Raw genomic sequence first — 25,579 nt, 5'->3', positions numbered from 1 at the left:
CGCGCTGTCATTCACGGCGTTTCGTCGGCGTTTCGTGTTTTACGCTTCGGCTTTGGCCAGCGCATGCAATGCCGGCGCTTCCAGCACCGCCGTGGCCGCGCCATGTCTCGCAACGGCCAGCATGGCCTGTCCGACGTCCGCGGTCGTCACCAGCCGGTCGCCGAGCGCCACGCGCAGCAGCGGCCAGACCGGCTTCATGAGCCAGTAGAGCGCGTGATAGAGACGCGTTTTCGAGCGTATGCCTTCGAGCGGTTCGATAGCGCCGGGCCGGAACAGGTACACGGCGCGAAATCCCAGTTTCTGCAGCGCGTTCTCGGTTCGTCCTTTCACGCGCGCCCACATGCTGCGGCCGCGCTCGCTGCTGTCGGTGCCCGCGCCCGAGACATAGACGAAAGTCATCTCCGGATTCAGGCGCGCGAGCGTACCGCCGATCGCCATCGTGAGGTCGTAGGTCACGCGCGAGTAATCGGCCTCGGACATGCCGACCGACGACACGCCGAGACAGAAAAAGCACGCGTGAAAGCCCGTCAGTTCGGACTCGGCCGCGCTGCTGTCGGCCAGATCGGGCAACAGCGTTTCGCGCAGCTTCGCGTGACGGAGGCCCGTTTCGCGGCGTCCGACCGCGCGCACGAGTTCGACGTCGTCCGCGCGCAGGCATTCGCGCAGCACGCCCTGGCCGACCATGCCGGTCGCGCCGTAGATCAGCACTTTCATGAGGTTCCCGAATCACGGTCGTTGTCGACGGGCGCGCAAGACACCTCTCTCAAGCTGCCTTGCACGCCGGCGTTTGCTCAGTTGCTCGGCATGACCGGCATGATGCCCGCGCCGCCGAAGTCGGTGGACAGCGTGACGGCGCGCCAGCGTTCGCCCTCGGCGGCGCGCGCGGCGTCGGCGGCGTTCGAGAACTGCAGGGCGTCGCTGCCGAGCAGCAGGTGGGCGGGCGGATCGTCATGGCGCGTCAGTTGCAGCACCACCTGCGCGACGCGCGCGGGATCGCTGCGTTCCTTGCCCACGTGGTCGGCGAAGAGCTTCAGCAGCGCGCCGATCGAGGGCTCGTACTCGGGCAGCAGCGCAGGAATGCGGGCGCCGGCTTCGGTGCCCCAGTCCGTCGCCATGCCGCCCGGCTCGAGTGCCGTCATATGGATGCCGATAGGCGCGAGTTCCTGGCGCAATACTTCGGTGAAGCCGCCGACCGCCCATTTGGCCGACTGGTACGCGGCGAGCCCGGCCATGCCCAGCCGGCCGCCGACCGACGACACATGCAGGATATGCCCGGATTTTTGCGCGCGCATCACCGGCAACACCGCCCGCGTGACGTTGACGACGCCGTAGAAGTTCGTGTCGATCTGCGCGCGGAAGTCGTCCTCGGGACTTTGCTCGAAGGGCGAGATGTGACCGAAGCCCGCATTGTTGACCAGCACGTCGATGCGGCCGAACGCATCGAGCGCGGTCTGCACGGCGGCGCGCGCCGCCGCGGGATCGGCGACGTCGAGCGCCGCGGTCTTCACGCGGTCCCCGTGGCGCGCCGCGAGATCGTCGAGCCGCTGCGGGTCGCGCGCCGTGGCCAGGACGCGCTCGCCCGCCTCCAGCGCGGTTTCGACGATATGGCGGCCGAGGCCGCGCGCACTGCCGGTGACAAACCAGACTTTCGACATGATGAGCTCCTTTGCTCGTTGAATATGAGTGTGTACTCACTCATTAACCGATCAAAAAAATGCGCACTCAGGCGTGCGCAATCGCATTCCAGAACGCGTTGAACCCGGCTTCGAGGTAGCGCTCGCGCTGCGCCGGTTCGCGCACGATGAAATCCATCGTTGTTTCGGCGAGCGCGCCCATGATTGCCGAGGCGAAAGCCGGGGAGTGCCCGTCGAGATGACCTTGCGCGATGCAATTCCCGATGAGCGCGCCGGCTTCCGCGAAGGCTTGCATGCCGACCGCGCGCGATTGTTCGGTGACGCGTTCGGAGGCGCTCAGGACCAGCATGACCTTGCGTTTGTCCGGGTTGGCGACGCCCCAGTCCACGTAGTGTCGCCAGAGATGCCGGGCGCGTTCGCGCATGCCGGCGTCGTGCGGGAAGTCGGGCGCGAGCGCTTCGCGCAGCTCGGCCTTGATGGCGAGATAGAGCGCGTTGAGCAGTTCGTCCTTGTTATCGAAGTAGGTGAAGAGCGTGCCTTCGGCCACGCCCGCGGTTTTGGCGATCCTGGCCGTGGGTGCGCCCAGCCCTTGCGTCGCGATCACGTGGATGGCGGCGGCCAGGATGGCATTGCGCTTGTCTTCGCTTTTCGGGCGGGCCATGAGCGGCGTCTCGGGCTACATAGTTGAGTGATTACTCAATCATACAATGGATTTTCCCCTCCCTGCAACCCGCCGCAGGGCGATGGCATGCGGAACAGTCCCTGTCGTCCCGCCCCGGTAATCCGGCCCCAGTGGCTTCCCGCCTATCCCATAAATGTGCGCGGACCATTACACTAGCGACCGTGAGGGCCGCATGACGGGCCTTTCCCTCCGGCCGCAACGCGCGCGCATTCGCCTGTGCCGCGTGGGGCTACGATTCAGTCAACGGAAAAAGCCCAGACGCCCAATGAGCACCGCCATGCCCCGCACCGGCCAGGCCGGCCTGCCGCGCCAGACCGAGGGACGCTACACGCTCGGCACGCGCATCGTCCTCAGCTTCGGACTGCTGTTCGTGCTGATGCTCGCCACCGCGGCGATCTCGTACAACCGCCTGCGCGCCATCGACGACGAGGCGTTCAGCCTCACGCACGATTCGGTGCCGGGGCTGTTCTACGCGACCTCGCTGCGTGCGGCGGCGGTCCAGACGTATTCGCTCACGGAGCGCGCCGCCTTCGTGGACGCCGATGCCGACAGCACCGGGCGCGACCTTGCCGCGTTGCCCGGCGCGATCGCCGACGTGGACCGGCTGATGAAGCAGTACGACACCACGGTCTTCCGGAGCGACGACCGCGAACGTTTTCAACGTTTTCGCGACGCCTACGCGCGCTACCTGCCCCAGGCCACCGCCATCGCGCATCAACTGCCCGCCTCGCGTCCCGCCGCGCAGGCGGCCTTCGCGCAACTCGCGCCGGCGTGGCAGGACGTGACGGACTCCGTCAACTCGATCGTCGAAGAGAACCGCGGGCAGGCCGACGACTCCGCGCAGACCATCCGCGGCTCGGTCACGGGCACCGAGGTCACGCTGGCCGCGGCGCTGGGCGTCGTGCTGCTCGCCGCGCTCGCCACCGGCTACGCGCTCTATCGCGCGATCACGGTGCCGATGGCGCGGCTCGTGGACGTGCACGACTCCATGCGCACGGGCGACCTCACGCAGCGCCTGCGCCTCGGCCGCCGCGACGAGTTCGGCGTGCTCGAGGACGGTTTCAACCGCATGAGCGACGAACTCGCGAGCCTCGTTGCCCAGGCGCAGAAGTCGTCGCTGCAGGTCTCGACTTCGGTGGCCGAAGTGGCCGCCACCTCGAAGGAACAGCAGGCCACCGCGAGCGAGACGGCGGCCACGACGACCGAGATCGGCGCGACCTCGCGCGAGATCTTCGCGACCGCGCGCGACCTCGTGCGCACGATGAGCGAAGTGGCGACGGTGGCCGAGCAGTCGGCCGCGCTCGCCACCACGAGCCAGAGCGGCCTCACGCACATGGAAGACACGATGGGCAGCGTGATGGAGGCCGCGGGCTCCGTGAACGCGAAGCTCGCGATCCTCAACGAGAAGGCCGTGAGCATCAACCAGGTCGTGTCGACCATCACCAAGGTGGCCGACCAGACCAACCTGCTTTCGCTGAACGCGGCCATCGAGGCGGAGAAGGCCGGCGAGTACGGCCGCGGCTTTTCGGTCGTCGCGACCGAGATCCGGCGCCTGGCCGACCAGACTGCCGTGGCCACCTACGACATCGAGCAGACCGTCAAGGAGATCCAGTCGGCGGTGTCGGCGGGCGTGATGGGCATGGACAAGTTTGCCGAGGAAGTGCGCCGCGGCATGCACGACATGCAGGCCGTGGGCACGCAGCTTTCGCAGATCATCGGCGCCGTGCAGACGCTCGCGCCGCGCTTCCAGATGGTGAACGACGGCATGCAGGCCCAGGCCACCAGCGCGGAGCAGATCACCCAGGCGCTCACGCAGCTTTCGGAGGCGGCGCAGCAGACGGCGGAATCGCTGCGCCAGTCGTCGCAGGCCATCGACAATCTCACGCTCGTGGCCAGCGAACTGCGCACGGGCGTCTCGCGCTTCAGAATCGAGGCTTGATACAAAGCGGCGCGCAAGAGCGCCCCGAGGGACCCGGCGATGTTGTTCCTGTTGTTCGAGCTTGACGGCGAACGCTACGCGCTCGATGCGCGCGAGATCGCGCATGTGCTGCCGCTCGCGCCGGTGCGCCCGCATCCCGGCACGCCGCCGTGGATCGCGGGTTTGATCGAGCACGAGGGCGCGCCCGTGCCGGTGGTCGATCTCGCGATGCTGGCGCTGGGGCGGCCCGCGCGCGCGCTCATGTCCACGCGGCTCGTGCTCGTCTACGACAGGTCTGCTCCCGACGCTTCATTGCGAAGCTCCGCGCAGCGTCATATCGCACTCCTGATCGAATGCGCTACCCGCACGCAGACCTTCGCGGAGACTGCCTTCGCGGACGGCGGCATCTCCACCCCGGAGGCGCGCTGGCTTGGCCCGGTCGCACGCGACGAGCGGGGTTTCGTGCAGTGGGTCAAGGTCGATCAATTGCTCGATGCGCGTGTTCGCGCGCTGCTCTTTCCCGATCCGCCCTCGTGGCAGGCGCAGGGAGCCGCGTTGTGAGCGCCGGCGATCCGCGCTTCGCGGGATGGCTCCTGCAGGAGACGGGCATCGATGCGCCCTCGCTCGGCGTGAACGCGCTGGCCCGCGCGGTCGCGCTGCGGGCCGCCGCAACAGTGGCGGCGGAGGTGGGCGAGGCGTCGCAAGCCGGGGCCATGCCCGCTGCCTGGGAGGCGGGTGTGGCCGTGCCGGGCGCGGTGCTCGACGCGTACTGGGTCTATCTCACGTCCGTGGCTGCGGAACGCCAGGCGCTCATCGACGCGCTCGTGGTGCCCGAAACCTGGTTTTTCCGCGAGCGCGAGGCCTTCACGGCGCTTGCGCGCCTCGGCGCGGAGCGGCTCGCGCGGCGGCCCGGCGACGTGCTGCGCGTGCTGAGCGCGCCGTGTTCGAGCGGCGAGGAACCGTATTCGGCGGCGATGGCATTGCTCGACGCAGGGTTTGCCGCCGATCAGCTCGGCATCGACGCGATCGACATCAGCGCCGCCTCGATCGCGGCCGCGGAGCGCGGGGTGTACGGACGCAATGCGTTTCGCGGCGACGGCCTCGCATTCCGCGAGCATCATTTCGAGCCGGTGGAGGACGGTTGGCGCATCGGCATGCACGTGCGGCGTCCGGTGACGTTCGAGCGTGCCAATCTGTTCGAATGGCTCGCGGCCCATCCGGTGCGCTACGACTTTATTTTCTGCCGCAACGTGCTGATCTATTTCGACCGCGACGCCCAGGACCGGGCGATACGCCTGCTGCGCGAGCGCCTGTCCGTTGACGGCATGATCTTCGTCGGCCCTGCCGAGACGGGACTCATGATGCGGCACGAGATGGTCTCCGCCTATATTCCGCTCGCGTTCGGCTTCCGGCTGCCCGACGAGCGCGAGGTGCAACAGCGCGCGTTTGCGCCAGGACTCGCGCCTGCGCCGCTGTCTTTGCCGCTGCGGCCTATGCTTGCCGCAGCGCCGAAAACCGCGCTCGCCGCTGCGCCCGTGCCCGCGCTGTCGCCAATCGTTGCGTCGGCATCGATGTTGCAGGGTTCCGGCGCACCGCGGACGACGACGCCCGCGGCGCCCGCACGCTCATTGCGCCCGCAACTTTCGGCTTCTGCCGCGAGTCCGTTCGCGAAGCCGCTCTTGCCGGCCGCAGCGCCCGGCACCGAGCTTCTCGAGGCGCGGCGTCTTGCCGACGCGGGCGAACTCGACGCGGCGCGTCGTCTTGCCTGGCAGGCGACGCAATCCGCGGCGTCGGACGCCGACGCATGGTATCTGCTCGGCTTGATCGCCGACGCGCAGGGGCACACCGCCGAGGCGCGGGACCACTACCGCAAGGCGGTCTATCTCGATCCTGCGCACTACGAAGCGCTGACTCATCTGGCCGCGCTGCTCGAAGTGGAGGGCGACGGCGACGGCGCGCGCCGCCTGATGCGCCGTGCCGAGCGCGCGGCGCCGGGCTCGCCGCGCCAGGGAGGCGCCGATGTCTGAACGCGAATCCGCCGTGCCGGCCCGCGTGCCGCTGGACGATTGCTGGAACCGCATCGGCACGCGCGGCGACAATTCGTGCCCGCGGCTCGAACAGCATCTGCGTTGCCTGAACTGCCCGGTATTCGCGCAGGCCGCCGCGCGCATGCTGGAGCGTCCCGCGGATTTCGCGGCCTCCGTGCTGCCTTTCGCAGCGCGCGCCGGCGGCGCGCGAGGTGAGGATCACAACGACGATCACAATGGCGTGGCAAAAAGCGAGGGATCGCTCGTATTCCGCGTGGGTGCCGAGTGGCTCGCGCTGCCGGCCGCCGTGCTGCAGCACGTGGGCGAGGCGCGCCCCATTCATTCGCTGCCGCACCGGCGCAGCGCCGCCGTGCTGGGCATCGTGAACGTGCGCGGCGTGCTGACGCTGGCCGTCTCGCTCGCCGCGCTGCTGCATATCGAGTCCGCGCCGGAGTCCGCTGGCGTGCGTGCCGGGCGGCGTCGTCTGCTGGTGGCGGAACGGGGTGGCGAGACGACCGCGTTCCCGGTGGACGACGTGGAAGGCGTGGCGTACTTCAGCCACGAGGCGCTGCTGCCCGCGCCGGCCACCCTGGCGCAAGGGGCGGGTTGCCATGTGCGCGGCGTGCTCGACTGGCGCGGCCGCTCGGTCGGTGTGCTGGATGTGGAAGCGCTATTCGAGGCATTGACGAGGAGCGTGCGATGAGCGACGACGCACTGAGCCGCCGCTCGCTGCTCGACCTGTTCCGCGAGGAAGCGCAGACGCAGACGCGCACGCTTTCCGCCGGATTGCTTGCGCTGGAAGCCGCGCCGGCGGACCCCGAGACGCTGGAGTCGTGCATGCGCGCGACGCATTCGCTCAAGGGCGCCGCGCGCATTGTCGGGCTGCCCGAGGCGGTGGAAGTGGCGAGCGTGATGGAGGACTGCTTCGTCGCCGCGCAGCGCGGCGAGCTGCGGATCGACGCCGCGCGTATCGACGCGTTGCTGGTCGGCATCGACCTGTTGCTGGCGGCGGGCGATGCCGATGCGCCGCCGCTCGCGCGCGACGCGGTCGAGGCATTCGTCGCGCGCCTCAATGGCACGGCGGCTCCGGAAGTTGCGGCGGCCGAAGTGCAAGCCGCACCCGTCGCTTCCGCGGCGCCGGAGCCCCTGTTGCCGGCCGCCTCTACTGCCGCCGAAGCCGAACCGGCATCGGCACGCGAACGTGCCGCGTCGTCTGCCGACGGGCAGCGCATGTTGCGCGTGCGCGCGGGCACGTTGGACCGGCTCGTGGGGCTCGCGGGCGAAACGCTTGTCGAATCGCGCCGCATGCGGCCGTTCGCGGATTCGCTCCTGCGCGTGCGTTACGCGCAGGGCGACTTGCTGGGCGCGATCGGCCAGTTCCAGGACCGGCATATCGATACGCTCGGCACCGAGGCGCGCGTCGCGCTGGCCGAAATTCGCGCGTCGCTCGCGGCGCTGCATGGGCAACTGGCCGAGCGCTTCGACGAGCTGGACCGCATCGAGCGGCGCGGCGCGCGCCTCGCGCAGCGGCTCTACGACGAAGCGCTGCAATGTCGCATGCGGCCGTTCGGCGAGATCGCGCACGCGTATCCGCGGATCGTGCGCGATCTGGCGCGCTCGCTCGGCAAGCGCGTGCGCTTCTCGGTCGAGGGCGAGGCGACCCAGGTGGACCGCGACATCCTCGACATGCTCGACGCGCCGCTCGGGCATCTGCTGCGCAATGCGCTCGACCACGGCATCGAGGATCCGGTCGCACGGCTCATCGCGGGCAAGCCCGAGGAGGCGCACCTCACGCTCGAAGCGCGCCACAGCGCGGGCAAGCTGCTGATCAGCGTGGCCGACGACGGCCACGGCGTCGATCTCGCGGCGCTGCGCGCGGCCATCGTGGCGCGCGGCTTTGCCCAGAGCGATGCGGTGGAGACGATGTCCGACGCGGAGCTGCTCGACTTTCTGCTGCTGCCCGGGTTCTCGCTGCGCGATACCGTCACCGACGTTTCGGGGCGCGGCGTGGGGCTCGACGCCGTACACAACTTCGTGAAGGCCGTGCGCGGGACGGTGCGGATCGAGAGCGTGGCGGGACGCGGCACGCGCTTCGTCCTGCAGCTGCCGCTGACGCTCTCCGTCGTGCGCAGCCTGATCGTGGACGTGGCCGGCGAGGCGTATGCATTTCCGCTCGCGCGCGTGAGGCGCGCGCTGCGCGTGCCGCGCAGCGCTATCGAAATGCTCGAAGGCCAACAGCATATCGCCTGGGACGGACGGCCCGTGGGGCTCGTGACCGCGCGCCAACTGCTTGGCGCGAACGGCGCAAGCAGTGCCGCGGAGGCGGACGGCGACGTGAGCGTCGTGCTCGTCGGCGACGAGGCGGGCCTCTACGGCATCGCCGTGGACGGCTTTCTCGGCGAGCACACGCTCGCCGTGCAGCCGCTCGACGGCCGGCTTGGAAAGGTGCGCAATGTCTCGGCGGCGGCGCTGCTCGACGACGGCCGGGTCGTGCTGCTGATCGACGTGGAGGACGTCGTCGCCTCGGTGGCGCGGCTCGTGCGCGAAGGGCAGCTCGCCGGCATCGCGCGCGGGGCGCAGGGCGCGGCGCGCGAACGCAAGCGCGTGCTGGTCGTGGAGGACTCCTTGACGGTGCGCGAGCTGGAGCGCAAGCTGCTCGAAAAGCGCGGCTATGCGGTCACGGTGGCCGTGGACGGCATGGACGGCTGGACCACGCTGCGCCAGGGTCGCTACGACCTCGTCATCACCGACGTGGACATGCCGCGCATGGACGGCATCGAACTCGTCACCATGATCAGGAACGACCCGCAACTGAAGCACGTGCCGGTGATGATCGTCTCGTACAAGGATCGCGAGGACGACCGGCGGCGCGGGCTGGAGGCGGGCGCCGACTACTATCTCACCAAGGGCAGCTTTCACGACGCGGCGCTGCTCGATGCGGTCAACGATCTGATCGGAGAGGCGATCTGATGAACATCGGCATTGCTAACGATATGCCGCTTGCCGTGGAGGCGCTGCGTCACGCCATTGCGCGATGTCCCGGGCACCGCGTGCTATGGGTGGCCGCGGACGGCGAGGAGGCCGTCGAATTCTGCGCGGCCCGGCCGCCCGACGTGGTGCTCATGGACCTCGTGATGCCGAAGCTCGACGGCGTGGAGGCCACGCGGCGCATCATGGCGGCTTCGTCGTGCCCGATCCTGATCGTGACGAGCAGCGTGGGCGCGAACGCATGGCGCGTGTACGAGGCCATGGGCGCGGGCGCGCTCGATGCGGTCGATACGCCTTCGCTTGCCGGTCCCGGCGCGCGCGAAACGATCGATCTGCTGCTCGCGAAGATCGAGCAGATCGGCCGGCTGCACGGCACGCCCGACACCGTGCGCGCGCCGGCCGCGGCCACCGGCGCCGCGCCGGGCCGTGTGCCGCTCGTGGCGATTGGCGCGTCGGCAGGCGGGCCGACCGCGCTCGCGCGCGTGCTGGGCGACCTGAGCGCCGACTTTGCGGCCGGCATCGTGATCGTGCAGCACGTGGACCAGTCGTTCGCCGCCGGCATGGCGGAGTGGCTCGACGGGCAGACGCCGCTCACCGTGCGCGTGGCGCGCGAAGGCGACCGTCCCGAACCGCGCGTCGCGCTGCTGGCCGCCACCAACGATCATTTGCGCATGACCGCCGGCGGCCGGCTTGCCTACACGCGCGAGCCCGCGGAAACGCCGTACCGGCCGTCCGTCGACACGTTCTTTCGCAGCGTGGTCGAACATTGGCGCGGCGACGCGGTGGGGCTGCTGTTGACCGGCATGGGCCGTGACGGAGCGATCGGCTTGAAGGAAATGCGCGCGAAGGGCTACTACACGATTTCCCAGGACCAGGCCACGAGCGCCGTCTACGGCATGCCCAAGGCCGCGGCAGCGCTGGGCGCGGCGTGCGCGATCCTGCCGCTTGGCGCCATTGCCGCCGAACTGCGCGATCGCGTCAAACGCCCCGTGTGAGGCGCGAACGGAACGAAACCGCGAGCGCGCGCGCTCCCCATTTACAGCAGCACAGAATCGACCGACCATCATGACCACCGAGAAGCTCAACGTTCCCGCAAGCGCGCAAGGCGCATCTCCGGCCGGCGGCACCGAGGACGCCGCGCTCGAAGCCTCGCTCGAGGCAGCGCGCGCCGCGCTCGAACAGCCGCTGCCCGCCGCCGAGCTGCCGATGATGGTGCTGCTCGTGGACGATCAGGCCATCGTTGCCGAGGCCGTGCGCCGCGCGCTGGGCGGCGAGCGCGACATCGACTTCCACTACTGCGCGCATCCCGAGGATGCGTTGCACACGGCCCGGGAAGTGCGCCCGACCGTGATCCTGCAGGACCTCGTGATGCCGGGCACCGACGGGCTCACGCTCGTGAAAGCCTACCGCGCCCACGAGGCGATGCGCGATGTGCCGATCATCGTGCTTTCCACCAAGGAGGAGCCCGCGATCAAGAGCGCGGCGTTCGCCGCGGGTGCGAACGATTATCTCGTCAAGCTGCCGGACAGCGTGGAGCTGATCGCGCGGTTGAAATATCATTCGCGCTCCTATATGAACATGCTCCAGCGCGACGAGGCCTATCGCGCGCTGCGCCGCTCCCAGCAAGAGCTGCTGAAGGCGAATCTGGAACTGCGGCGGCTCACGCATTCGGACGGCCTCACGGGCCTTTCGAACCGCCGCTACCTGGACGAGTTCCTCGGCGCGGAATGGCGCCGCGCGCTGCGCGAGCGCACCGAGGTGTCGCTCCTGATGATCGACGTGGACTACTTCAAGCCCTATAACGACACGTATGGGCACGTGTCGGGCGACAGCGTGCTGCGCACCGTGGCGGCGACCATCCGCAGCGAGATCAACCAGCCGCGCGATCTGGTGGCGCGCTTCGGCGGCGAGGAATTCGCCGTCGTGCTGCCCGGCACGGGCAGCGCCGGCGCGCGCCTGCTGGCCGAGAAAATGCGCCGCGACGTGGCGGCGCTGGCGCTGCCGCATGCAGGGTCGGACGTGAGCGAACACCTCACCATCAGCATAGGCGTGGCGACGCTCACGCCGGCCGAAAACATCGCCGAAACGGCGCTCATCGAGGAAGCCGACGCGGCGCTCTATCGCGCCAAGCGCGACGGACGCAACCGCGTGGCCTTTTCCACGCAGATCGGCACACGCGGGTGAAGGCCGGGCGGCCTTCCGCTTCCTTCTGCCGGGCCGGCTAGTTCGGCTTCCACTGGTACATGAGCAGCTTCGCGCGTGCGTCGTCCTCCACGAGGACGACGTAGCTGCCGTCCGGCTGCTCGGCTGCGCTGAGCCCCATATAGATGTCGACCCAGCCCGTCGTGCTGCCGACAGCGGCGCCCGGTGTGAAGGTGCCGACGAACTGACCGCTGCGCGTGTCGTAGACGTCGACGTGCGGTGTATAGAGCTCCGCGATGAACACATAGTTGCCCGCCACGGCAATCCCCACGGTCGTGATCTGCGGATCACTGCTTGTATTCCAGGGCAGGTTCACGGTGTACGTGAGCACGGGCGAGCCGCTCGACCAGTTGTCGTAGCGGGCCAATACCGGGCCGGCCTCTTTCCAGAGCGATGCGTTGTACTGACTTGCCGAGGTGTAGCCCGTGAGATACATCGTGTCCGTCGCGGCCACGTAGACCATGCGCGCAACGCGTGCGAACGGCGCGGGCATCGGGAACGTCTTCGCGGATGCATAGGAATACATCGGATTGCCGTGGGCGTCGAGACCGAGCATCGGCATCTCGCGTATGCCCGAGGCGGGCGTCGCGAGCCAGACGTTGCAGGGAGCATCCACCCACCAGTAGCCGTCGCCTACCGTCGAGCCCGTCGAGGGATTGGCCGTGATTTCGTTCGCGTCCACCTTGCCGTCGCCGTTCGCGTCGCGCCACATCCACTCGCCGTACGTCGGCTGGCCCGCCGGCCAGTTGCCCGGCAGCGGGTTTTGAGCGAAGAAGCCGGACGGGATCGCCACCTGGCCCTCCGTGCCCGGCGCGAAGCGGTACGCCGTGAGATAGTGCGCGTATTCGTCGAGCGTGTAGAGGAACAACTGGCCGTCGAAGCGACGCACCATCGGCGAGCCGCGCACGCCGCGCGCGAGGTGGAAGGCGGGGTCGTCGGGGTAGTCGAAGCGGTCGAGCGTGAAGGCCGAGTAGGTCCACTGCTTGCCGGCCGGCTGCGTGTAGTCCATCGTGAAGCGCTTCGAGCCGGTGAAGACGTTGGCCGTCGAGGCGGGATCGAACGCGCCGGCGTCCACGAACAGGAGTCCGTAGAGTCGCCAGCCGAGCGAGCGCGTGGTCATGGCGTAGCTTTCGAGCACGGCGCCCTGGCCCACGAGCGCCGATCCGATTGGGCGTGGCCCCTGGCCATTCTGCGCGACATAGAGATTGCCGGCCGAGTCGTAGCCAATGCCGGTGATGCCGTTGAAGCGCCAGTCGCCGGGCGTGCCCTTGACGGTGTGGAAGATGCCGTCGCGCGTGCCGAGCGTGGTCGTGAGCTGCATCGCGCCGCTTGTCGTGCGGCTATAGAGCAGGATCTGCTGTGCCGGGCCGTTATCGGCAATCGTCAGTTGACCCGAGGGCGCGAACGCGAGATCGGTGGGCACCGTGCCCTGCGGCAGCACCGGAGCGTCGTTGAGCGCGGTGCCGTTTGCACGGTAGTGGCCGATGGTCGGGCCGCTCGCGCTCTGCAAGCCCTGCACGACCCACAGCGTGGAGTCGCTCGCGAGCGCGAGCTGGCCCGGCGACGGCGCGGTCCACGAGCGTAGCTGACGCATGGTTTGCGCGTCGTAGACGACGATGCGGTTGCCGTAGGTGTCGGAGACGTAAAGTTCGGTGTCGGAGGCCGCGAGACCGCGCACGGCGCCGTCGTCGCCCGTGGGCACGTCGCGCACGCGCACGAAGCTGTCTTTCGTGGCGTTGGCGCTGTTGCCGATGCCGCTCGCGAACGGCGCGCCCTTTGCGATGTTGGAGCGCAGGCGGCGCGTGACGCCGTACCAGGTTTGCCCGGCGGGCGGGTAGTCGGCGCCCGAAAGCGCATTGCTCTCGTTGCCTATCGACATGGCGGCGTAGACGTAACTGGTGTTCGCCGCGATGGCGTCGCCGCCCGTATTGCCCCAGCCGTGCGTGTTGCCGCCTACGGCGAGCTTGTCGCCGGCGCGGTAAACGCCGAGCTCGCTGCCGCTCTCGTCCCATGGTGCGTTGGCGTACACCGTGCCGTCGGGCGCGACGGCGATCGCCTCGATGTCGAGCTGTACCCACTTGCCGTCGCCGTATCCGAAGGTATTGCCGATCCACGACGTGGTGTAGTTGAGCGTTGCCTGGGCAACGGCTGTGTCGATACATGCTGCTTGCAGTGCAAGCACGGCAAGCAGCAGGCGTTTGGCCAGTTTCATGCTGGAACCCCTGGAAGAACGAATGGCGCACGGTGCGTGCGCAACGACCCGCGCTCATGCTCGCATGGCGGGTTCCGGAAATAATTCGGTTTTTATTCGAGGTGAGTAATCTGAATTTTTTTATGCTGCCGGAATGAGGTTGTGCATGCATTTCATTGTTAAGGTATACGAAAGATATCGGGGAGAATTTTGCGCCGGCAGCGGGCGGTCCGGTGGAGCCGGTCATCGACTTCGATGCATTCATGGTGGTGGCGGCGAAAACGTATCTGCGAGAAGCGGCCGCATTCGTGGAAAAAACGCGGGAATAAACCAGCCGCCTCGCGTGTTTGCCCATCGACCCAACCTTTTGCAGCCGAAAGACCATGATTCGCAAGGGGCCGATGGCGCACCCGCCCGTGTCCGGGACCGCTATCCAGGCATACACTGAACGTTCAGGAGGCGACGCGCCGCGCGCCTTAGGCGCGGCTGCGCTGGCCGCCTTGCTGGCCACGGTGGCCGCGACCTGGCTGGCGCTTTCGCAGCCGGCGCAGCAGGTCGTGAATGCCGCCGCCGTCATGGCGCTCATGGAAACCGCAAACGGAGCGGCCGGAGGCGGCAATGCGGACGCGACCGCCACGGCTCCCGAGCCTTTCGATCTGAAAGCATCGGGCCTGCGGCTCGTGGGTGAGGGCACGCTCAGGCTGGGGCTCTTCGCGAGCGCGAGGCGCTACGTCTACGAAAACGCGGACGGCAAGCGCGTCGTGCTGCTGGGGGCGCGCGCCTGGTTCGCGAAGGACGAGCCGCAGTGGAGCGCGAGGCGTATCGGGGCGATGCGCCTGATCGAATGGACTGCGAACGGCACGCGCTGGGTGCTGGCGGGCGACGTGCGCACGCGCGGCCTGATGCGCGCGGCGGACGCCGCAACGCTGCCCGCGGACGATGGCGGCCGAGGGAATGGGATGGAGGAAGCGGGCAAGGATGGAACATGGACATCCGTGACGAACTGATAGAACACGTGCCGCGCCTGCGACGCTACGCGCGCGCGCTGATCCATAACCGGGAACTGGCCGACGACCTCGTGCAAGACACGCTGGAGCGCGCGCTCGGCCGCTCGGGGCAGTTCCGTTTGGGCACGGACCTGCGCGCGTGGCTCTTCACGATCATGCATAACGTCTTCGTGAACCAGGTGCGCCAGTCGTCGGCGCGCGGCGCGCATGTTTCCGTGGACGACGAGACCGTGCCGGAGACCGACTACGCGGTGCCTGCAAGCCAGCTCGGCACGCTCGAAGTCCGCGATCTCGACTATGCGCTGCAACGCCTTCCGGGCGAGCAGCGCGAGGTCGTACTGCTCGTGGGTCTCGAAGAGATGAGTTATGCCGAGGTGGCGCAGGCCCTCGACATTCCCATCGGCACGGTGATGTCGCGTTTGTCCAGGGGGCGCGAGCGGCTGCGCGCCCTCATGGCCGGTGCAGCCCCGCGTGCGAATCTGAAGGTGGTGCGATGAGCGAGCAAACGTATCCCGTTACGGAAGACGAAATCCATGCCTATGTGGATGGCGCGTTGCCTGAAGCGCGCAAGGCGGAAGTCGAGCGAGAACTGGAGCGCAACCCGGATCTCGCGGCGCGCGTGAGCGATTATTTCGCGCTGAACGGTCTGCTGCACGAACGCTACGATCGGGTGTTGAGCGAGCCGCCGCCCGCGAGTCTGCGAGCGGCGCCCGAGGCGGCGCGGCACCGCGAGGCCGCGAACTGGCCGCGTTTTGCGGCGCAGTTTGCAGGCATGGCCGCGACGCTCGTGCTGGGCGTCGGCATTGGCTGGGGCTTGCACTATGGCGCGGGCACGATGGTGGCATCGTCGAACGAGGCCGACGTGCACGTGGCCAGCGCCGACGTCAGCGAGCGGTTCGCACGCCAGGCGGCGCTGGCACATGTCGTCTATATGCCCGAAGTCGGGCGGCCGAACAACATGACGCGCGCGCCGGAGCAGGACTTCGTGCAGTGGCTGGCAAACCGGCTTGGCACCAACGTGCATCCGCCCATGCTCGGGAAGAGCGGCTTCGAACTCGCGGGCGGCCGCCTGCTGCCCGGCGCCGACGGCGGCCAGGTCGCGCAGTTCATGTACAACAGCGCGCGGGGCGAACGGGTCACGCTTTGTATCTCGCGTCGCAAGGTCAGCTCGAATACCACCGCGTTCAAGCTGTATCGGGATGGGCCGGTGAACGTGTTCTACTGGGTCGACGGAGACTTCGGCTATGCGCTGTCGAGCGGAATCGACCGCAGGGAGCTGCTCCAGCTGGCGCACGATGTCTATTCGCAGTTGACGGTGGAGAAGGCCGAGTGAGGGTGTCTCGTGCGGCGGGGTTTCTCGTGGAGACCCCGTTGCGCCGTCCATAGGTATCGACGCTTAAGTACATCCACCAGGGCGCCCGTTTCCCCATTCTCCAGGCACGTCAATCTGGAACAAGAACCGTTTAACTTTCCTGTTCCTTCTTCCTTGGCTCGCAAATCGGGCAATAATCCCGGGTTTCCTTTCAAACGGTAAGGGTGTCGTTGCCCGATCATGTCCGTTCATTTGCGCGGCTTTTGATAAAAATATTGCCAGTTTGATCGCGCACCAGAAAACTTTCGGGAAGAAATACTGATACGCGGATCGGCAATTCCGGCGAATTTCCAGAAAATACGCATCATAACATTAAGCGTTTTTCATTAAGCCAATTGTTCATCGTCCTGAACAATGGCAACAATCGGCTGTCGATAATTTTTGCTAAAATTGCGACTAATAGAATGACCCATTCAAAAGCATGGGATTATCGAAAATGGCGGTCTTCTGCAAGTCACGGGCCGTGCCAGCTTCGACACGTGTGACGGCAATTCGCAACGCACGCTCATTCTCTCCTCGCCTCGCCGATTCGCCTTTGCTACATTTGTAGTGAAAATAAACAAAACGAGGCGGAAGAAAGTAGTTTCCGCTCTCCAAAGGCCAAAGAGATCGTCCAGCGAGAAAGAAAACTCGAAAGATCCCCGGCATTGTTCCACGGGGCCTGTCTGCAATTGACGTATTGTTCATTGTCAAAGCCATTGGGAAATGTTGGCGGTACCACGTCCAATGTATTTCGAAGGTATGGAGGAGAGTATGAAGAAAGCTTTGCTGGCCGCAGCGCTCATGTCTGCGGGAATCGTCGCGCACGCACAAAGCAGCGTGACGATGTATGGCCGGCTTGATGTCGGCGTCCAGTACCGCACGGGGATTCCGGGCGGTAACGCCGTGCAGATGGAGAGCGGCGACTGGGGCGAATCGGAATTCGGCTTCAGAGGCGCGGAAGACCTGGGTGGCGGGACGAAGGCGATCTTCAAGTTGGAGATGGGCCTCGATATGTTGAACGGCAACTATCAGAATGGTTCGCTGTTCGGTCGCGAAGCGCGCGTCGGTCTGACGAACGATACGTGGGGTACGTTCAAGATTGGCTATGCGGGCGCGGCGGAAATCAGCCAGGACAGTTGGGACGTCGATCCGCAACTAATGCAGTTCTATTCGATCGCCACGCTGGTTCGGGGCCGTAACTGGGCACAGGCAGGCAACAGCGTGGAATACACCTCGCCGCTGCTCGCCGGTCTCACCTTGAAGGGGCAGTATGATCTTTCCAACGCCTCGAACTGGAACGGCAATGGCGGTACCGGTAGTGCGCCGGGCCAACTTGGTGCGACTTCCGGTTTCGGTGCGTCGCAGGGCCGTTCGGATGGCGCCAAGATCCAGTACAACGCGTCGGCCTTCGAACTGCAGGCGATCTACGACGAAATCCGCGACCCGTTCGGCCGCTTCAGCAACGTCTACCTGTACTCGCGTTCGATCCTCGCCGGCGGCACCTATTCGCTCGGCCCGGTGAAATTCTATGCGGGCTACCAGCACCTCTCGGCGCCTGACGCCGACGAAGCCGGCTACGACTTTGCCGCCACGCCTGGCGGCGCCAGCCTGCCGACGGCGGTCGATCACGAGTGGGGCGGCGTGGGCTGGCAGATCACGCCCGTTACGCTGCTCACGGCCGCTATCTATCATGCCAACGCCAACAACGGCAACGGCAACGCGACGCTGTACACGCTCGCGGGTAGCTACAACCTGTCGAAGCGGACGTTCCTGTATTCCGAACTGGGCTATATCCACAACAGCTCGACGTCGAACATCGGTCTCGGCGACGGTTATGCCGATCCGTACGGCACCGGCGGCGCCTCCAATGCCAATGGCGGCGGTGCGGTCGGCAGCGGCATCAACGAAGGTCCGGGCTACGGCCATGGCCAGTTTGCCGGCAACGTCGGCATCATGACCCAGTTCTAAACGCGTAGCGGCAACACGCATCGACTCGTCAGGCGGGAAACCGGGCTGGCAGGACCGGATTTCCCGCGCATGAGCTTCGTCCCCGAGGTTCATCCGCTTAAGCCGGGAAGAAATCAGGAAGAAATTTCAGAGCAAGGAGAATCGATATGAAGTTGATACAGGTTGCCAGGGCCGCCACGGCCGCATTCGCATTGGCGCTCGCCGTGGGCGCCCATGCACAGGCCAGCGATACGTCGGCGGACAACACGACGGCGGCAGCGCCGACTTCCGCCAAGGCGACGAAGGCCGCGAACCGGGCGCTTGCGAAGAAGGTTCATCGCGCACTGGCCCATACCAAGGGACTGGATCCGACTCACATCTACGTCAAGGTCGTCAGTGGCGTCGTGACGCTCACCGGCAGCTGCGATAGCCAGCAGCAGATCGATCTGGCCGCGAGTGCGGCGCAGGGTGTCGACGGTGTGACTTCGGTGAACAACAAGCTCAGCATCAAGACGCCGCAGTAAGCGTTTCATTCTCTTCGGGTTCGGGCGGTGAGCGCATCGCCTGAACCTCCAACGCCGCGAGAGCGATGGTCATCGCTCGCCGAGGCGTTTCCCCCTCCGATTCCGCAGATGAATGCCAGCCACGTCGCGTTCCGGCACGGCGACGCGATTCGTGCGGCAACTGTCGATCCAAAGCGTCGCGCACGCAGCGTGTGGGCAAACCAATTAGTGCTACGAATTCGTAACCAGCGCGCTATATACTGGCCGCTGGCCTTTTCGTTACGGACGCGCGCTCCGCCTGCCACGCCCACCATGTCCTCCCTCTCCGCTACGCCGCCCCTGGTCGACGCACAGGCCGTCCCGCCAGCCGTCCGCCCGGCAGCGGGGGCGTGCGATGCGCCGCTCGACGCGCTGATGCGCTTGATCGAGCGCCATTTCCACGTGGCTGCGGCTTGCGCGATACCGGGCGAGCCGGCCGGCAACTGGGCGGGCGCGGCGCTCGATTCGCCGTTGCGCGAGGCGCTGTGTGCGTTGCAGGAGATGGGCGAGGCGTCGTGGACCGGCGAGCCGATCGTGGTGGCGGACACGGTTGCGGAGCCGTCATGGCACGGCTGCCTGAGCACAACCCGTGCGCTGCCGTTTCGCTTCGTTGCGGCGTGGCCGCTGCGGGGGGCGAATGGTGAGCGCATCGGCAGCTTGTGTCTGATCGATTACGCGCCGCGCGTACTGGACGAAACCGAGCGCGCGAGCCTGAACGATTTCGCGCGCCTGGCCGCGGCGCTGGCCGTCCCGCAGTTGACGCAGTCGGCCCAGCAAGCGAACGAAACGGCGAAAGACCGGGAACTCGAAGCACTACGCGAGCGCGAAGAGTGGCTCGCGCTGGCCGTTGCGGGCAGTGGAACCGGCATCTGGGACCGCAATGTCGTCACGGGGGAGATCCGCTATTCGACGGGCTGGAAAGCGATGCTCGGCTACGCCGAAGACGAGGTGACGAACCGTATCGAAGACAGCTACCAGCGGCTGCATCCCGACGATCTCGACTACGTGAAGGCCGCCATGCAGGCGCATTTCGAGGGGCGCACCGAAAGCTACGAGGTGGAGCACCGCATTCGTTGCAAGGACGGACGCTACAAGTGGATCTGCAGCCGCGGCAAGGTGACGAGCCACGACGGCGAGGGCCGCGCGCTGCGCATGATTGGCACGACGACGGATGTGACTTCGATGCGCGAGATGTCCGAGCGGCTGCGCGAGTCCGTCAACCTCATCACGAATCTCACCAACGAAGTGCCGGGCCTCGTATTCCAGCGCCGCAGCCTGCCCGATGGCGGCGTTTCGTTTCCGTACGCGAGCGCGGGCATTGCTGAGATCTACGAACTCACACCCGACGCCGTTGCGCATGACGCCGCGTGCATCGACGCGCTGATCCACCCGGACGATCTCGAAGCGTATCGTGCATCGTTCGCGGAGTCGGCCGCGTGTCTCACGCCATGGCGCCTCGAATACCGCGTGCGGCTGCCGGTGCAGGGCCTGCGCTGGCGGCAGGGCGATGCGAAGCCGCAGCGGCTCGCGGGCGGCGTCACCGTGTGGCACGGCTTCATCACCGACGTGACGGAACGCAAGCGCATCGAGGCGGAGTTGCAGGAGTTCGCGACGACCGACGGGCTCACGCGGCTCGCCAATCGCCGGCACTTCATGGCGCGCTTCGACGCGCATTTCGCGCATCTGCACCGCGCGGGCGGTCCGGCCGCCGGCGTGCTGATGTGCGATCTCGACCATTTCAAAGCGATCAACGACCATTGGGGGCACGCGGTTGGCGATCGCGCGCTGCGCCACTTCGCGGACATGCTGCGCATGGAACTGGGCGCCGCCGATATCGCGGGGCGCATTGGCGGCGAGGAGTTCGCCGTGCTGCTGGGTGCCTCGGGGCTTGCGGGCGCGTGTGCGATGGGGCAGCGCATCCAGCGCCGCATCGCGGGTGAACCGCTCATGTGTGCCGAAGGGTTCGTGCCGCTGACGGTGAGCATCGGCGTCACGGAAATGAGCGCGGCCGACCCGAACGCCGAAGCGGCACTGTCGCGCAGCGACCTCGCGCTCTACCGCGCGAAGAAGAACGGACGCAACCGTATCGAATGCACCTGAGAGGCAAGGGCGCTTCTCCAGAAGCGGGTTCGACATGCTCGCGGCCGGACCTTGCCCGGCCGCGGGCATGCGCTTCGCCGCCGATCAGTGCGGCGACGACCAGCCCTTGTAGCTGCCCACGTTGTCGCGCGTGACGAGTTGCGGCGCCATTTCGATCATCGGATTAGCGGGCTTCTTGCCGTTCATGATGCCGTAGCCCACGTCCACGGCCGTTTGCGCCATCTTCCACGGATCCTGGCTGGCCGAGGCCTGCACGAGCGTGTCGGTCTTGAGCGCGGTTTCGATATCGGGTGCGCCGTCCACCGAAGTGATCACGATACCGCTGCGATGCAGTTGCTTCGCGGCGAGGTCGCTGCCGATCGCCTGCGGGTCGTTGATCGTGAAGACGCCGTCGAGTTTCGGGAAGCGCGTGAGGTAGCCGAGCATGGCGTTCATGCCGCCGTCGCGCGAGCCCTTGCCGTCCTGGTCGTCGGAGAGGATCTTGATGCCCGGGGTCTTCGCGAGCACCGACTTGCAGCCGTTCACGCGGTCGATCACGGCCGAGACCTGCGGACCGTTCTCGATGATCACGTTGCCCTTGCCGTTCAGCTTCTTCACCATGTAGTCGCACGAAAGCTCGCCCGCTTTCACGTTGTCGGTCTGCACGGTGGCGTCGGCGCCCGCAGCGCTCACGTCCACGGCCACGACCACGATGCCGGCCGCGCGCGCCTTCTGCACGGCGGGCAGGATCGCCTTCGGATCCACGGCGTTCAGCAGGATCATGTCCACGTGCGCCGAAATGAAATTGTCGATCTGCGTGAATTGCTTGTTGAGATCGTAGTCGGCCGAAACGGCGGTGACCTTGGCGTTGGGGCTGATCTGCTTCGCCTTGGCTTCGGCGCCGTTCACGATCGTCACGAAGTAAGGATTGCCGAGCGAACCGACGGTGACGCCGATGGACTTCAGCTGCTTGTCGGCAGCGTGGGCGCCTTGCATGGCGAGCCCGAGGGTGACAGCGGCAACGGCGAGGACGGCTTTCTTTTTGAACATGGGGTTGTCTCCAGAGAGGTCCTGTTATTCGATCCGGGGTGCGAGAGGACCGCTCGCGCCCCGATGATGCTGTATCGGAGAAACGAATTGTTTTACGTGCGCGCCGAGCCGCGCTGGCGGTAGCGGTCGAGCGCCACGGCGCCGACGATTACGAGGCCCTTGATGATGTATTGCCAGATGTCCGAAACGCCCAGCAGCACGAGGCCGTTCGAGAGCACCGCGATGATGAGCGCGCCGATGAGCGTGCCGATGATCGAACCCACGCCGCCCACGAAGCTCGTACCGCCGAGGATCACTGCCGCGATGGCGTCGAGCTCGTACGACTGGCCGAGCTGCAGGCCGTTGGCCGCATAGAGGCGGGCGGCCGACATCGCGGCGCCGAGCCCGGCAAGCAGGCCGGATACGGCATACACGAACAGTTCGATGCCCCAGACCTTGATGCCCGAGAGGCGCGCGGCTTCGGGATTGCCGCCCACCGAATAGATATGCAGCCCGAGCACCGTGCGGCGCAGCACGAACCACGAGACGGCCACCACGGCGAGCGCGATGATGACGAGCCAGGGAATGCCCAGCACCGTGCCGTTGCCGATGAAGGCGAACGACAGCTGCGGGTTGAAGATGGTGGTGTCGTGGCCCATGAGGCGCGCGATGCCGCGCACGGCGGTGAGCGAACCCAGCGTCACGATGAAGGGCGGCAGGCGCAGGAACGAGATGAGCGCGCCGTTGACGATGCCGAAGGCGAGCCCCACCACGAGCGCGGCGGGTATGCCGAGCCACCCCCAGCCGGGAATGTTCGAGGCGAGCATGGCGGCGACGGCGCCGGCGGCGAGGATCGAGCCCACCGAGAGGTCGATGCCGCCCGTCAGGATCACGAAGGTCATGCCGGCGGCCAGCACGATGTTGATGGACGCCTGCTGCGTGACGATCGAAAGATTCTGCAGCGTGAAGAACCCGTCGGTGAGAAAGCCGAAGCCCACGCACAGCAGCACGAGGACCGGGAGCATGCCGGCGGTGCGCATGAGCGACTTCATGCGGGCGCGATGGCCGTCCAGTGCGCCGGCGCTTGCTTGCGCCTGTGCGGCGGCGGCGCCGTGACGGGGAAGAATGTTTCGCATGTCGTACTCCTGATTGAACGTCTCTCGTGTTCGTGTAAGGTCAGGCCGCTTCGTCCAGCGCGGCCGGCGAACCGGTGGCCAGTTCGATGATGGCTTCCTGGGTGATGGGCTTGCCGGTGTAGCCGCCCAGCTCGCCTGCGAATACGCCTTCGCGCATGACGAGCACGCGGTCGGCCACGCCGATGACCTCGGGCAGTTCGCTCGAAATCACGATGATGCCGACGCCGGACTTCGCGAGGTCGTTGATGATGCGATAGATCTCCGACTTCGCGCCGATATCCACGCCGCGCGTGGGCTCGTCGAGAATCAGCACGCGCGGCTGCGTTTCCAGCAAGCGCGAGAGCAGCACCTTCTGCTGGTTGCCGCCCGAGAGCGCGCCCACGTTCACGCGCGCGCCCGGCACGCGGATGGAAAGCGAGCGGATCGAATCTTTCGCGCGCTGGGCGCCGCGCGCGCGGTCGAGCACGCCGAAGCGCGCGTCGCGCCCGCACACGGCGACGTTGATGTTGTCGCGCACGCTCATGTCGAGGAAGAGGCCCTGGTGCTTGCGGTCTTCGGTCAGATAGACGAGGCCCGCGTTGATGGCGTCGCGCGGCGTATGGACGTGCAGCGTGCGGCCGTCGATGGCGATCTCGCCGCTCGTGCGCGGCTCGGCGCCGAAGATCAGGCGTGCCAGCTCGGTGCGGCCCGCGCCCACGAGACCCGCAATGCCGAGCACTTCGCCCGCGTGCAGATCGAGGCTGCAGCCGCGCACGCGGCGGCCGTCGGCGACGTCGCGCACCGTGAGCACAGCCTTGCCCGGGTCGTAGGGGGCGTGCGCCTTCTTGTAGAAACCGGAGATGTCGCGGCCCACCATCATGCTCACGAGGCTGTCGGCATTCAGGGCCTCGCGCTCGAGCGTGCCGACGTAGGTGCCGTCGCGCAGCACGGAAACGCGGTCCGAAAGTTCGTAGACCTCGGCCATGCGATGGCTGATGTAGATGATCGCGAGCCCTTCTTCGCGCAGCTGCAGGATGAGCTTGAAAAGGCGCTCCGTTTCGCGCGAGGAGAGCGGCGTGGTGGGCTCGTCCATCACTAGGATGCGCGCCTGCGAGTGGACCGCGCGGGCAATCTCCACGAGCTGGCGTTCCGCGATCGAGAGCGAGCCGACGAGCGTGGCGGGCCCGAAGGTCGCGCCGAGGCGCGTGAGCACGTCCTCGCACTCGCGCTCCATGGCCTTGCGGTCCACCATGCCCCAGCGGCGGCCGCCCTTGCGCAGCTCGCGGCCCGCGTAGATGTTTTCGGCAACGCTCAGATTCGGCGCGAGGCTCAGCTCCTGATAGATCACGGCCACGCCGAGCTCGCGCGCGGCGAGCGGACCGTCGATCTGCACGACCTTGCCGTCGATGAAGATTTCGCCGCCGGGGTCGGCTTGATAGGCCCCCGAAAGAATTTTCATGAGCGTGGACTTGCCGGCGCCGTTCTCGCCCATCAGCGAGTGCACTTCGCCGGCGCGCACCGAAAGGCTCACGTTGTCCAGCGCGCGCACGCCGGGAAAGGTCTTGCTGATGCCGCGCATTTCCAGCAATGGACGCGACGTTTCAGTATGAGACGACATGGCTTGCCTCCTGCGTTTGCGCGCCGGCGCCCATCAGGATGCCTGCACGTGGCGAAAAATTGTAGAACATGGGGAGCGTGGCGGCACCCAGCGCGCCCGCATCGGGGCCGAAGGTGCCGCGCACGAGTTCGGGAATGCCGCTTGCCTCCGGGGCCGTCGCGGCCACCGCAACGGAAAGGCGCCGCATGAGCGTGTCGATGAGGCCGGCGTCCACGTCGGCGTCGAGCACGACGGCCGGCAGGTCCAGCACGCACAGTGCCGCGCGCAGCGAGGGCGCGAGCGCGTCCACGCAATCGTCGAGCCACTCTTCCACGGCCGGGTGCCTCTCTGCGATGCAAGCCTCGAGATCGGCGCGGCTGTCCACGCTGACGCCGTAATGGCGCAGGTGCCGCCGCAGCGCGATCAACGAGGCGCGCGAGAGCAGGATGTCCCATTTGCCGGGCGGCTGGGCCGCGGAGGGCAGGCGGCTGGGCGGCACGGGCATCACCGCGAAGTCGCCCGCGTTGCCGGTGAGGCCGCGCACGCAATCGCCGTCGATGGCGATACCGCCGCCGATGGCCGGGCCGAGGAACAGGTAGAGGAAGTCGTCGCGTTGGCGCCCGCACCCGTAGAACAGCTCCGCGATCGCGGCGGCGTTGCCGTCGTTCTCGCTGAACACGGGCAGCCGGAGCGCCCGGCCCAGCTCTCCCGCGAAGTCGACGTCGTTCCACACGCTGAAGGGATCGGTGGGCAGCCCCAGTTCGCGCAGCCAGCTACCGAGGTTGTACGGCTGCGCGACGCCGATGCCGGCGAGGCGGCTTCTCTCTCGCGCATCGAGCCGCGAAAGCAGCTCGCGGATGTCGCCCTGCACGATTTCCTGGGCGACGGGGGGCAGCGGCAGCAGCATGTCGTGCGAACGCCGCTCGATCATTTGGCCTGCGAAATTGACGAGCACGGTTTCGATGCTCGTGCGATCGAGCCGCACGCCGATGGCGAACGCTCCGCGCGGATCGAGCCGCAGGAGAGAGGCGGGCTGGCCCCGCTGGCCTTCCAGGCGGCGGCCCGTGACTTCGATGAGGCCGTTTTCGATCAATGACGTGATGATGCTGCCGACTGCCGTGCTCGTGAGATTCGCGAGACGCGCAAGATCTGCCTTCGACGCCTGGCCGGCGCGGCGCAGCGCCTGCAACACGAGGCGCTCGTTGAAGCGGCGGACGTTGGCCGAATTGCTGCCCTGGCCGACATGCGGACTTCTCACGTGTCTCCT

At 67.1% G+C, this 25,579-nt stretch carries 21 protein-coding genes; 13 read left to right on the top strand and 8 right to left on the bottom strand.

Features of this window, described 5'->3' with window-relative positions; genetic code table 11:
- Positions 1 to 39 precede the first annotated feature (39 nt).
- From BAC01S_RS10990 to BAC01S_RS10980, 3 genes are all read right to left on the bottom strand, one after another.
- A complete protein-coding gene (locus BAC01S_RS10990) occupies positions 40 to 714 on the bottom strand; it encodes an NAD-dependent epimerase/dehydratase family protein (RefSeq protein ID WP_027794811.1) in 675 nt (224 codons plus the stop codon).
- Positions 715 to 791: 77 nt separating this feature from the next.
- Positions 792 to 1,655: an SDR family NAD(P)-dependent oxidoreductase gene (locus BAC01S_RS10985; RefSeq protein ID WP_027794810.1), complete on the bottom strand. Its 864-nt coding sequence runs from the start codon at positions 1,653 to 1,655 to the stop codon at positions 792 to 794.
- A 67-nt stretch (positions 1,656 to 1,722) separates the two neighbouring features.
- Positions 1,723 to 2,295 carry a TetR/AcrR family transcriptional regulator gene (locus BAC01S_RS10980; RefSeq protein ID WP_027794809.1) on the bottom strand — a complete coding sequence of 191 codons (573 nt, stop codon included), beginning with the start codon at positions 2,293 to 2,295 and terminating at the stop codon, positions 1,723 to 1,725.
- 286 nt (positions 2,296 to 2,581) lie between these two features.
- Here BAC01S_RS10980 and BAC01S_RS10975 point away from each other — a divergent pair, with 286 nt between their 5' ends.
- From BAC01S_RS10975 to BAC01S_RS30975, 7 genes are all read left to right on the top strand, one after another.
- Complete coding sequence (locus BAC01S_RS10975) at positions 2,582 to 4,255, top strand: methyl-accepting chemotaxis protein (RefSeq protein WP_027794808.1); 1,674 nt, start codon at positions 2,582 to 2,584, stop codon at positions 4,253 to 4,255.
- A gap of 39 nt (positions 4,256 to 4,294) precedes the next feature.
- On the top strand, positions 4,295 to 4,795 hold the full coding sequence (locus tag BAC01S_RS10970) for a chemotaxis protein CheW (RefSeq protein ID WP_027794807.1): 501 nt from the start codon (positions 4,295 to 4,297) through the stop codon (positions 4,793 to 4,795).
- Complete coding sequence (locus tag BAC01S_RS30980) at positions 4,792 to 6,261, top strand: CheR family methyltransferase (RefSeq protein ID WP_043201895.1); 1,470 nt, start codon at positions 4,792 to 4,794, stop codon at positions 6,259 to 6,261. The genes BAC01S_RS10970 and BAC01S_RS30980 overlap by 4 nt, the downstream gene beginning before the upstream one ends.
- Positions 6,254 to 6,964, top strand: coding sequence for a chemotaxis protein CheW (locus BAC01S_RS34570; RefSeq protein ID WP_027794806.1), 711 nt, complete (start codon positions 6,254 to 6,256; stop codon positions 6,962 to 6,964). The genes BAC01S_RS30980 and BAC01S_RS34570 overlap by 8 nt, the downstream gene beginning before the upstream one ends.
- The gene (locus BAC01S_RS10955) at positions 6,961 to 9,231 is read left to right on the top strand and encodes a hybrid sensor histidine kinase/response regulator (RefSeq protein WP_027794805.1); all 2,271 of its coding nucleotides are present in this window, start codon (positions 6,961 to 6,963) and stop codon (positions 9,229 to 9,231) included. Before BAC01S_RS34570 ends, BAC01S_RS10955 begins: the two co-directional genes overlap by 4 nt.
- Complete coding sequence (gene cheB / locus BAC01S_RS10950) at positions 9,231 to 10,244, top strand: chemotaxis response regulator protein-glutamate methylesterase (protein ID WP_027794804.1); 1,014 nt, start codon at positions 9,231 to 9,233, stop codon at positions 10,242 to 10,244. Before BAC01S_RS10955 ends, cheB begins: the two co-directional genes overlap by 1 nt.
- A gap of 70 nt (positions 10,245 to 10,314) precedes the next feature.
- Complete coding sequence (locus BAC01S_RS30975) at positions 10,315 to 11,433, top strand: diguanylate cyclase domain-containing protein (RefSeq protein ID WP_043201892.1); 1,119 nt, start codon at positions 10,315 to 10,317, stop codon at positions 11,431 to 11,433.
- Between the two features lie 37 nt (positions 11,434 to 11,470).
- Here BAC01S_RS30975 and BAC01S_RS10940 read toward each other — a convergent pair whose 3' ends face one another.
- The gene (locus BAC01S_RS10940) at positions 11,471 to 13,663 is read right to left on the bottom strand and encodes an NHL repeat-containing protein (RefSeq protein WP_027794803.1); all 2,193 of its coding nucleotides are present in this window, start codon (positions 13,661 to 13,663) and stop codon (positions 11,471 to 11,473) included.
- A 395-nt stretch (positions 13,664 to 14,058) separates the two neighbouring features.
- Here BAC01S_RS10940 and BAC01S_RS30970 point away from each other — a divergent pair, with 395 nt between their 5' ends.
- The 6 genes from BAC01S_RS30970 (at position 14,059) to BAC01S_RS30965 (ending at position 20,592) form a co-directional block, all read left to right on the top strand.
- Positions 14,059 to 14,649, top strand: a complete 591-nt coding sequence (locus BAC01S_RS30970; protein ID WP_218001666.1) for a hypothetical protein — start codon at positions 14,059 to 14,061, stop codon at positions 14,647 to 14,649.
- Positions 14,628 to 15,146 (top strand): sigma-70 family RNA polymerase sigma factor, encoded by a 519-nt coding sequence (locus tag BAC01S_RS10925; protein ID WP_027794802.1) that lies wholly within the window; start codon positions 14,628 to 14,630, stop codon positions 15,144 to 15,146. The genes BAC01S_RS30970 and BAC01S_RS10925 overlap by 22 nt, the downstream gene beginning before the upstream one ends.
- Complete coding sequence (locus BAC01S_RS10920; protein WP_027794801.1) at positions 15,143 to 15,982, top strand: anti-sigma factor family protein; 840 nt, start codon at positions 15,143 to 15,145, stop codon at positions 15,980 to 15,982. Before BAC01S_RS10925 ends, BAC01S_RS10920 begins: the two co-directional genes overlap by 4 nt.
- 792 nt (positions 15,983 to 16,774) lie before the next feature.
- Positions 16,775 to 17,971, top strand: a complete 1,197-nt coding sequence (locus tag BAC01S_RS10915) for a porin (RefSeq protein WP_027794800.1) — start codon at positions 16,775 to 16,777, stop codon at positions 17,969 to 17,971.
- A gap of 146 nt (positions 17,972 to 18,117) precedes the next feature.
- Positions 18,118 to 18,474 (top strand): BON domain-containing protein, encoded by a 357-nt coding sequence (locus BAC01S_RS10910; protein WP_027794799.1) that lies wholly within the window; start codon positions 18,118 to 18,120, stop codon positions 18,472 to 18,474.
- A 291-nt stretch (positions 18,475 to 18,765) separates the two neighbouring features.
- Positions 18,766 to 20,592, top strand: coding sequence for a sensor domain-containing diguanylate cyclase (locus BAC01S_RS30965; protein ID WP_084168503.1), 1,827 nt, complete (start codon positions 18,766 to 18,768; stop codon positions 20,590 to 20,592).
- A gap of 84 nt (positions 20,593 to 20,676) precedes the next feature.
- On the opposite strand, the gene BAC01S_RS10900 is transcribed toward BAC01S_RS30965, so the two are convergent.
- The 4 genes from BAC01S_RS10900 to BAC01S_RS10885 form a co-directional block, all read right to left on the bottom strand.
- Positions 20,677 to 21,621, bottom strand: a complete 945-nt coding sequence (locus BAC01S_RS10900; RefSeq protein WP_027794798.1) for an ABC transporter substrate-binding protein — start codon at positions 21,619 to 21,621, stop codon at positions 20,677 to 20,679.
- Between the two features lie 92 nt (positions 21,622 to 21,713).
- Positions 21,714 to 22,736 carry an ABC transporter permease subunit gene (locus BAC01S_RS10895; RefSeq protein ID WP_027794797.1) on the bottom strand — a complete coding sequence of 341 codons (1,023 nt, stop codon included), beginning with the start codon at positions 22,734 to 22,736 and terminating at the stop codon, positions 21,714 to 21,716.
- 40 nt (positions 22,737 to 22,776) lie between these two features.
- Positions 22,777 to 24,333, bottom strand: coding sequence for a sugar ABC transporter ATP-binding protein (locus tag BAC01S_RS10890; protein ID WP_043201890.1), 1,557 nt, complete (start codon positions 24,331 to 24,333; stop codon positions 22,777 to 22,779).
- A complete protein-coding gene (locus tag BAC01S_RS10885) occupies positions 24,317 to 25,570 on the bottom strand; it encodes an ROK family transcriptional regulator (protein ID WP_027794795.1) in 1,254 nt (417 codons plus the stop codon). The genes BAC01S_RS10890 and BAC01S_RS10885 overlap by 17 nt, the downstream gene beginning before the upstream one ends.
- Positions 25,571 to 25,579 lie beyond the last annotated feature (9 nt).

This window comes from Paraburkholderia acidipaludis NBRC 101816 (genome assembly GCF_000684975.1).
Lineage (GTDB): Bacteria > Pseudomonadota > Gammaproteobacteria > Burkholderiales > Burkholderiaceae > Paraburkholderia > Paraburkholderia acidipaludis.
This window is presented reverse-complemented; position numbering and strand designations above follow the sequence as displayed.